Origin of the sequence: Aeromonas sp. QDB63, assembly GCF_027707425.1 — a bacterium.
In the GTDB taxonomy this organism is placed as follows: domain Bacteria; phylum Pseudomonadota; class Gammaproteobacteria; order Enterobacterales; family Aeromonadaceae; genus Aeromonas; species Aeromonas caviae.
On the sequence record NZ_JAPCIS010000059.1, the window covers coordinates 1 to 7,867 of the forward strand.

The window sequence follows — 7,867 nt, forward strand, 5'->3', positions numbered from 1 at the left end:
ATGACTCATAATGAACCCTTTTTCATGGCTCCAGATGACAAACATGATCTCATATCAGGGACTTGTTCGCACCTTCCTTAGAGAATGAATTAGCCAGATTAAATAGTTTGAATGATGCATACAAACAGCGTTTCATAGTATGGCAATATAATGCTTACATGCATGGTGTCAGAATGACATCAATTGATAATTTTCCAACAGATAGTGCCGAGCTAAAAAAATTACAGGATATGCTTGGAAAGCCGCTTATAGAAGTTAAACGCCGCACAGGAGGTCAATAATGGCGAGTGGTACAGAAAAAGCCAAAGCAACCGTCCAGGCGTTTGAACTATGGATGGCAACCCAGACTGATGAGACGTATCGACAATTAAGTTACAGGGGCAGCCTCAGCCGCAGTGAAATCACGAAAGCTATTGGCTGTGGCCGCTCTGCCTTAGTGCAGAACCCTGAGCTTCGTAGGCAATTGCAGAAATTGGAAGACCAGCTTAGGGAACACGGGGTGCTTCCGCCACTCACCGCTCAGGCCATAGCGAGTGTAGCTCATCCAAAGGTATACGACCCTACGACTCATCGACGCCTACTTGATACCAAACGTGTATCAATATTGGAGCAGGAGAATATTGAACTGAAAGCGCAGCTAAGGGAACTAAAAGCCAGACTGGAGCGCTTCGGTGAGCTATCTGAGACATTGGCCGAAATGGGGATCTTGCCACGATGAACCAATCTCTCCATTCCGAACTATTTCGTGTTACCAGTATCCCATATAGCTCATCCAGCTACGTGATTTTCTCTGGAATACCACTTAATGACGAGACCAGCCAGATCAAGGATGGCAAATACTATGTGACCATTAAAGCGCGGCCTGACACTCTTCCGGCACAACCGTCACAGGGCCAGCAATGGACAGTCCATGGCAAACCTCTCATTGAGAGGGTCGAGATTGGTGATGTTGTGATGCAGCAACATACCTATGAATCACCTGAGCACGTGATATGCACCCTGCCGGAGACAGGTGAGCAGCTGATCCAGTTCATTGCCAAGGAGCCTGATTTCAAGGGAATTGGCCTCGGTAAAGCCAGGGCGTTATGGCAACTACTCGGTGAGCAATTTCACGCCACCCTGCGCACCGACACACCAGAGTCCAGAGAGCGCCTCAAGGGTATTCTGAGTGATGTATCTATTGATGCCCTGTTCAACGGCTACGCAAAATACAAAAATCTGAACCACTGCAATTGGATGGCAGAGTGTCGGATTCCCTCACCCATTCAGCAGCGGATCTTGAAATTTCATGGCGAAAGCTCCGTTGATGCAATCAAAGCGAATCCCTACCTACTGGTCGGCTTCGGGATGGGGTTTGAAGACGTGGATGCGCTTTCTCAAACGAAGTTTGAGGTAGAACTAAAAGATCCGACGAGGCTGAGTGCCGCCCTGGAGTTCACCATCCACGCGGAAGTGGAAAAAGGCCACACCTACACCACGCAGGCCAGGCTTCGCCCCCTGCTGACCAAATTGCTTGGTGACGGCGAGTTGGCAGCACAAGCATTCAAGGCTGGTTACCACCAAGCCCAGTATGTGCTGAACCATGAAGCAGGCACCTATCACCCTACCGCACAATTGCTGATGGAGACTGTTGTTGCCAAGCGGCTGTTGAAACTTGCTAAACAGCAAAATCGTTACGATGAGTCCACCAATGCTGCGTTTCTCGCAGCGGTTAATGAGCTGCCCTATGAATTGACCGCGATGCAAAATGAAGCGGTGCTCACCGCGCTAAACAATGCGGTGAGTTGCATCACGGGGGGCGCAGGAACTGGCAAAACCACAGTGCTCAGAACGGCACTGCGGGCCTATGGCAAAATGGGCTTTGAGGTGCATGCTGTCGCCCTTTCTGGACGCGCAGCAATGCGCCTATACGAGTCGATAGGCTTTAGGACGATGACCATTTCCGCCTTGTTGCGGCAAGAGCCCATAGAACCATCTGATGGGTTTCCCAGCCATCTGCTGGTAATCGATGAAGCATCCATGATCGACCTGCCCACCATGTATCGGCTCACCAACCATCTGCACCCCACCGTGCGGATCATATTCACGGGTGACCCAAACCAGCTACCTCCGATAGGATGTGGCAAGGTGCTAGCCGATATCGTTGCATCACAGGCCATTGCGAACGTGACCCTGGACATCGTTAAACGCCAGAAGGGAGCCACAGGCATTCCTGAATACTCTATGCAGGTCAATCAAGGTCTCATACCGGAGCACTTGAGCATGGGTAACGTCTATTTCCACGAAACATCCAAAGAGAGGATCGCCCAAGTCTGTGCCGAGTTATATCAGCAATCCCCCGAGAACAGCCGAGTGGTAGGTGCGACCACCGCTATGGTGGCGGAGATCAATAATCTTATTCAGGAGGCCGTCAACCCTGATGGTGCTCGGATGATATTTGAGATGTATGGCGAAACCTACCGCCGCAACGATTTGCGCCAAGGAGATGTGATCCTCTTCACTCAGAACAATTACGAGAAAGGCATTCAAAATGGCTCGCTCGGAACGCTAACTCGCGCTGTCGGGGCTGGAGATGACTACGGAGTGGTTGAACTGGACACAGGCGAGAGCGTGTATGTCACCCAATCCCTGCTGGACTGTATGAGGCTGGGCTACTGCATCACACTCCATAAAGCTCAGGGTTCGCAGTTCCCACGCATCATCATCGCGCTGCAAAAGGGGAGGATCGTTGACAGGGCCTGGCTCTATACCGCAATAACCAGGGCCGAGCATGAGGTCCATATCGTGGGCAGCACAGCTGAGTTTGCAGCCATCACCAAAGCGCCCAGCAATGCCCATAACCGGAACAGCTATCTGCGTGATCTGTTGAAGAAATGAGAGGAGATTGATTCCCTTGGGGAGCGACTACGGGTACAAGCGGAGATAAGCGGTGCGTCAACGCGCAGCGTTGTCCACGGCTTATTCCGTGCTCTTGCGTAGCAAGATGTGCCCGTAGCTGAGCGATCGGAAGGGCTAGAACCTTAAAAATCAATACCTTACAAGGCCTTGACATAGTACCACCAGAGTCTCTTTTGTACCAAGAACGAACTCCAACGTGAGTCATCAATTGACCTTCGCTGATTACGAGTTCAACAGCAAACGCCGCCAGACCCGTAAAGAAGTTTTCCTCTCTTGAATAGAGTAACTGCTTCCCTGGCCCTGGATGCTGGTCATCATTACGCCCATCTATCCCAAGGTCGGCAATGGCCGTCACCCCTAACCACTGATGCAAATCCAGCCATAAGAACCTTCTCTAAAAAGGCTGGGTGCAAAGTAAGTGGTCAAGTCAGTGTAATTACCCACGAAAGGCCTCTCGCAATTATGATAGGCATGGCCCCGTGGGCGCGGGCATCGGACAGACTCAGGAGCAGTAACATGAAGCATCAAACCCTCACCGTGGAAAATAGCCGCATTCGCGTCACCGTCAGCCGCGAGATAGCCGATAAATTCCTGCCAACCGGAGTTATCGGTCGCGATGAGTCCCCCGGTCAGGCGCAACGTGGTCGTCTGCTTTCTGCCGCGATGGGCAAATTAGCCAGCGCAACCGAATTACGCCTTCGGCTCACTAACGATATCGAGCGGGCTGATGTCATCGCGCTGGCCCATAAGCTCCTTGTCCGTGACTATCTGGAGGAACACAGTCACTACAACGTCAACGAGGTGATCATGCGCCTCGAAGAGGGTCACCTCATGCACAAATACATGGCCCAGGAGGTCACTCTCGCCAATGAGTACGCTCGCGGTGTCTTGAAGACTATTTCGCAAGACGACGCCCGCCTTTACGTAGCGCCAAAGGTAATGGCCGGGGTACTCTCCCCCCATGAACGCAGGCAACTGGAGACCCGCGTTGAACTCCTGCTAAACCGCATTGGCATCAATGCAACTGAGGCACTAGATAAAGCCCGTCACGCCTTGCAAGCGCAGGCCAACATCGCGCACCATTATCACATGTGTCGGGCCAATATGACGGGTTGGAAGATTGAGGTCATCGGGGAACTACCGGCTCAAGTGGGCCTATCTCGGTTGCTGCCAAAGGATGATTAATGGATCGCAATCCCAGACCCACCTACCAGCTCACCTCTATCCACCGAGTAGGGCGCCAGAATTTACGGTGCTGTACAGCATTGTTGCTCAAATTCTCTGCTGTACATCGCTCTTATTTATCGGGTGGATTACCCTACCTGGATGGAAAAACCTCAGTATAATCAATGCAACTACATATAATCCGCAGCCAATTATCCATACCCATCCATTCCACGTTTCGCGGGTTGCACTATACAAAAATGCAAAAACAAGTGGACCGATTACACCTGTCAGGTGGGTCAAACTGGTCAGCACCCCTTGTAATTGTCCCTGTGCTACCTGACCGACACGAACAGATATAATTCCCTGCAAGGCGGGAAGTGTGATGCCACCACAAGCTAGTAACAGCAAAACCGGCCAAACCATCCAGCTTTGTGTAATGACCGCCAATAAAAATAGGCCACAACCGTCAGCCAAAATGCCAACCGCTATAGCTTTCCGTTCTCCCAAATGTTTAGCGATAAAACCAGCAGCAAGTCCTTGAAACAGTGCGTGTGTCAGCCCGAACACAGCCAATGAAACACCGACCATTACGCCATCCCATGCGAAGCGCTCTTCTCCGAATAAAACCCATAATGTTGCGGGGATTTGGCCAATCAATTGAATGATGAAAAAGACAACTAACAATCCCGATAATGGGGAGATCATCTCGCGTATGGAGGATGTGGTTTCATTGATTGTTTCATTCTTTAACTCGTCACTAACCTGATTAGCATTATGGGTCTCATGTAAAATGAATAGGGAGACCAGAAATGCCAGCCCGTTAATAGCAGCAGCGAACATAAACGGTGCCTGTACCGAAAGTTGACCGGCAAAACCACCAATGACTGGTCCAGCAATCATACCGCCACCAAAACAGGCACCCATCATACCAAACCAATGTGTCCTGGATTCCTCAGGTGTGACATCGGCAATTGTTGAGGCTGCAACAGCTCCAGTCGCACCGGTAATACCAGCAATTAAGCGTCCCAAATACAACACCCACACTACGCTGGCTGTTGCCATTAATGCGTAGTCCAGTGTTGCACCTAAAAGTGAAAGTAACAATACAGGGCGACGACCTATGCGATCTGACCAGCGGCCGAGAAGAGGGGCAAAAATCACTTGCATCATTGCATACAGCGCCAATAAAACACCGTAGTTCTCTGCAACATTAGCCTTTCCAACAAACTCCCGTAATAACGCCGGCAAGACAGGCATAATTATGCCAATCCCCATAGCATCTAAAAAAATGATGACCAGTGCCATCATCACAGTGCGGTTCATAGTTAACGTTCTCTATCGATGATAGGGTTTGAAAAATAACTCTATCAGTGATAGATTGTCAACAGCAAAAGGAGATAGTGATGGCACGACTAAGCTTGGACGACGTAATTTCAATGGCGCTCACCCTGCTGGACAGCGAAGGGCTAGAGGGCTTGACTACACGTAAGCTGGCGCAGTCCCTAAAAATTGAGCAACCGACTCTGTATTGGCACGTGCGCAACAAGCAGACTCTTATGAACATGCTTTCAGAGGCAATACTGGCGAAGCATCACACCCGTTCAGCACCGTTACCGACTGAGAGTTGGCAGCAGTTTCTCCAGGAAAATGCTCTGAGTTTCCGTAAAGCATTACTGGTCCATCGTGATGGAGCCCGATTGCATATAGGGACCTCTCCTACGCCCCCCCAGTTTGAACAAGCAGAGGCGCAACTACGCTGTCTATGCGATGCAGGGTTTTCGGTCGAGGAGGCTCTTTTCATTCTGCAATCTATCAGCCATTTTACGTTGGGTGCAGTATTAGAGGAGCAAGCAACAAACCAGATAGAAAATAATCATGTGATAGACGCTGCACCACCATTATTACAAGAGGCATTTAATATTCAGGCGAGAACCTCTGCTGAAATGGCCTTCCATTTCGGGCTGAAATCATTAATATTTGGATTTTCTGCACAGTTAGATGAAAAAAAGCATACACCCATTGAGGATGGTAATAAATGATGCTATCTATGTGTCAACTCTAATTTATAGTTATGGATAGTGTTTTCAAATATATACATGTATCGTCAGTATTTTATCTATTAAATATTAAACCACTTCTGGTTAATATCATGGGTGTCACCGTCCCTCGATATAATGGCATTGAGTCTCCCACAACTAAGCCACCCATTCGGTTTAAGGTCTTAACGATGATATCTCTTGCATCCATATGGATTTCATCTACAGATTGTGCGAAAAGTTCGTGCAGTGAAAACCGAGCCAAGCTAGAACCTATTTGATACCCTCTGAAATTTTGCATTGTTGCAAATCGCCCCCAATGAGTTTCATCGCATTATTTCCAGGCTGCAACGGCACCAACAATTGTGGAGTTCATAATTGCACACCACCATTGTGGCGATTTTTCAGCTGGAATAGGGATCAATTCGTCAGGGATCCCCTGCTCTCCCTTGAACACGGGAATTTGCAAACGCAGTATGTCGTCCATATCTTCATGCGTTGCTTTCCTCAATACAAGATTCTGCATCGGGTCATCCTTATCGTTGAGCCGTAACAGCAGGTATTTTCATTAGTAGCTCAGCACAAAATGCACATAATTTGTTCAAATCAATAAGCCGCCTAGGAACACAGTATCTATTGGCCACCGCCTTCCGTTGGCGGCATCGCTTCTTGCGCTATGGCCGACTCAGGTATGCTTCTTTTCGATAAAACGCCTCTTTCATTTATACCTTTTAATTACATCATCACCAATTGACTTACCGCTCTAATTTTCCCATTCAACCGGTAGATTTTTTCTGATGCATTTTTATGCAAACAAGTAATTTTTTGCTTCTCTTGAGGTAGTTTTTCAAGTATCTCGCGGTAGGCTTGTAACTCATAACGAGTCAACAGAAGCTCTTCTTCCAGAGACCTCAACTCACTTGCTAGATCATAATTATCGCCTTTGATTGATGCTTGTAAACTGCCCAGAAGATCATCTGAAAAAATATAATGCCGATTATTTTTTGGCCCATTAGCTTTCACTGCATCCTGTTTTTTCAAGCTATATACATGGCGGTCAACCAAGCCTGATGCCTGATACAGAGCCAAGTCATTGACCTCCATAGCCAATCGTATCAGCTCTTTCCTGCTTATTTTTAGACCAGTCATTTTGAGTAAAACTTGATAAAACTTGTTACTGATTTTGTAAACATTTTTATTCTGCATAAAATTTCCACAACCACAACACTTAGGATTGCTAAGTATACAGAGACAGGTGAAACTTAGACAATCTATACATATGAGAACTTTGTGATGAACAAACATTGTACAAAAACCCATTCCCAGAGAGACTCAAGCAGGCGCGTAAAAAAGCAGGTATATCCCAAAAGGAGCTTGGGGTAAGGGCCGGTATGGATGATAGTTCTGCTAGTGGTCGCATGAATCACTATGAGAGAGGTCGCCACGTTCCAGACATTGATACAATGCGAAAACTTGCCAATGTACTGGGAAAGCCGCTGAGTTATTTTTTTTGCGAAGATGATCTTAGTGCGGAATTGGTTTGTCTATTTGAGCAACTTGATGAGGATGAAAAGTTAGATCTTCTCTTTAAGCTACGTGAAAATAAACGGTGATACCGCTAAGTAAGATACCTGCTCATGTTGCGGATTGACCACCAGAAGTTTGCAACGCATTGATAGTGGTTTGTAGCTAAATAACTGATCCCAATAGTGCTACACCTTCGCTGTGCCATAGCCATTCCCCGGGAAAGGAGACACGGTATCCAT

General features: G+C 48.0%; 8 protein-coding genes and 1 pseudogene. 6 read left to right on the forward strand and 3 right to left on the reverse strand.

Features of this window, described 5'->3' with window-relative positions:
- Nucleotides 1-280 precede the first annotated feature (280 nt).
- From PG879_RS20095 to PG879_RS20110, 4 genes and pseudogenes are all read left to right on the forward strand, one after another.
- Entirely contained in the window at nucleotides 281-718 is a 438-nt protein-coding gene (locus tag PG879_RS20095) for a VPA1267 family protein (protein WP_025202555.1), read from the forward strand.
- Nucleotides 715-2,877 (forward strand): AAA family ATPase, encoded by a 2,163-nt coding sequence (locus PG879_RS20100; protein WP_025202554.1) that lies wholly within the window; start codon nucleotides 715-717, stop codon nucleotides 2,875-2,877. Before PG879_RS20095 ends, PG879_RS20100 begins: the two co-directional genes overlap by 4 nt.
- A gap of 217 nt (nucleotides 2,878-3,094) precedes the next feature.
- Nucleotides 3,095-3,256 (forward strand): annotated as a pseudogene (locus tag PG879_RS20105) (IS5/IS1182 family transposase); the annotation flags it as partial.
- A 158-nt stretch (nucleotides 3,257-3,414) separates the two neighbouring features.
- Nucleotides 3,415-4,083, forward strand: a complete 669-nt coding sequence (locus PG879_RS20110; protein WP_017780890.1) for a hypothetical protein — start codon at nucleotides 3,415-3,417, stop codon at nucleotides 4,081-4,083.
- Between the two features lie 87 nt (nucleotides 4,084-4,170).
- Here the strand turns inward: PG879_RS20110 and tet(E) are convergent, their stop codons facing one another.
- Entirely contained in the window at nucleotides 4,171-5,388 is a 1,218-nt protein-coding gene (gene tet(E), locus PG879_RS20115) for a tetracycline efflux MFS transporter Tet(E) (protein WP_017780889.1), read from the reverse strand.
- Nucleotides 5,389-5,468: 80 nt separating this feature from the next.
- Here tet(E) and tetR point away from each other — a divergent pair, with 80 nt between their 5' ends.
- Nucleotides 5,469-6,104, forward strand: a complete 636-nt coding sequence (gene tetR / locus PG879_RS20120; RefSeq protein WP_017780888.1) for a tetracycline resistance transcriptional repressor TetR — start codon at nucleotides 5,469-5,471, stop codon at nucleotides 6,102-6,104.
- Between the two features lie 331 nt (nucleotides 6,105-6,435).
- Here the strand turns inward: tetR and PG879_RS20125 are convergent, their stop codons facing one another.
- Nucleotides 6,436-6,627 (reverse strand): hypothetical protein, encoded by a 192-nt coding sequence (locus tag PG879_RS20125; protein WP_017780887.1) that lies wholly within the window; start codon nucleotides 6,625-6,627, stop codon nucleotides 6,436-6,438.
- Between the two features lie 209 nt (nucleotides 6,628-6,836).
- On the reverse strand, nucleotides 6,837-7,307 hold the full coding sequence (locus PG879_RS20130) for a hypothetical protein (RefSeq protein WP_270830609.1): 471 nt from the start codon (nucleotides 7,305-7,307) through the stop codon (nucleotides 6,837-6,839).
- Nucleotides 7,308-7,405: 98 nt separating this feature from the next.
- Between PG879_RS20130 and PG879_RS20135 the strand changes: the two genes are divergently transcribed.
- The gene (locus tag PG879_RS20135; protein WP_047440196.1) at nucleotides 7,406-7,714 is read left to right on the forward strand and encodes a helix-turn-helix domain-containing protein; all 309 of its coding nucleotides are present in this window, start codon (nucleotides 7,406-7,408) and stop codon (nucleotides 7,712-7,714) included.
- Nucleotides 7,715-7,867: the final 153 nt, after the last annotated feature.

Bases quoted from the DNA above. Each gene is read 5' to 3' on its own strand.
- PG879_RS20100 (WP_025202554.1), top strand. From the start codon at position 715: ATGAACCAATCTCTCCATTCCGAACTATTTCGTGTTACCAGTATCCCA.
- PG879_RS20095 (WP_025202555.1), top strand. From the start codon at position 281: ATGGCGAGTGGTACAGAAAAAGCCAAAGCAACCGTCCAGGCGTTTGAA.
- PG879_RS20110 (WP_017780890.1), top strand. From the start codon at position 3,415: ATGAAGCATCAAACCCTCACCGTGGAAAATAGCCGCATTCGCGTCACC.
- tetR (WP_017780888.1), top strand. From the start codon at position 5,469: ATGGCACGACTAAGCTTGGACGACGTAATTTCAATGGCGCTCACCCTG.
- PG879_RS20130 (WP_270830609.1), bottom strand. From the start codon at position 7,307: ATGCAGAATAAAAATGTTTACAAAATCAGTAACAAGTTTTATCAAGTT.
- PG879_RS20125 (WP_017780887.1), bottom strand. From the start codon at position 6,627: ATGCAGAATCTTGTATTGAGGAAAGCAACGCATGAAGATATGGACGAC.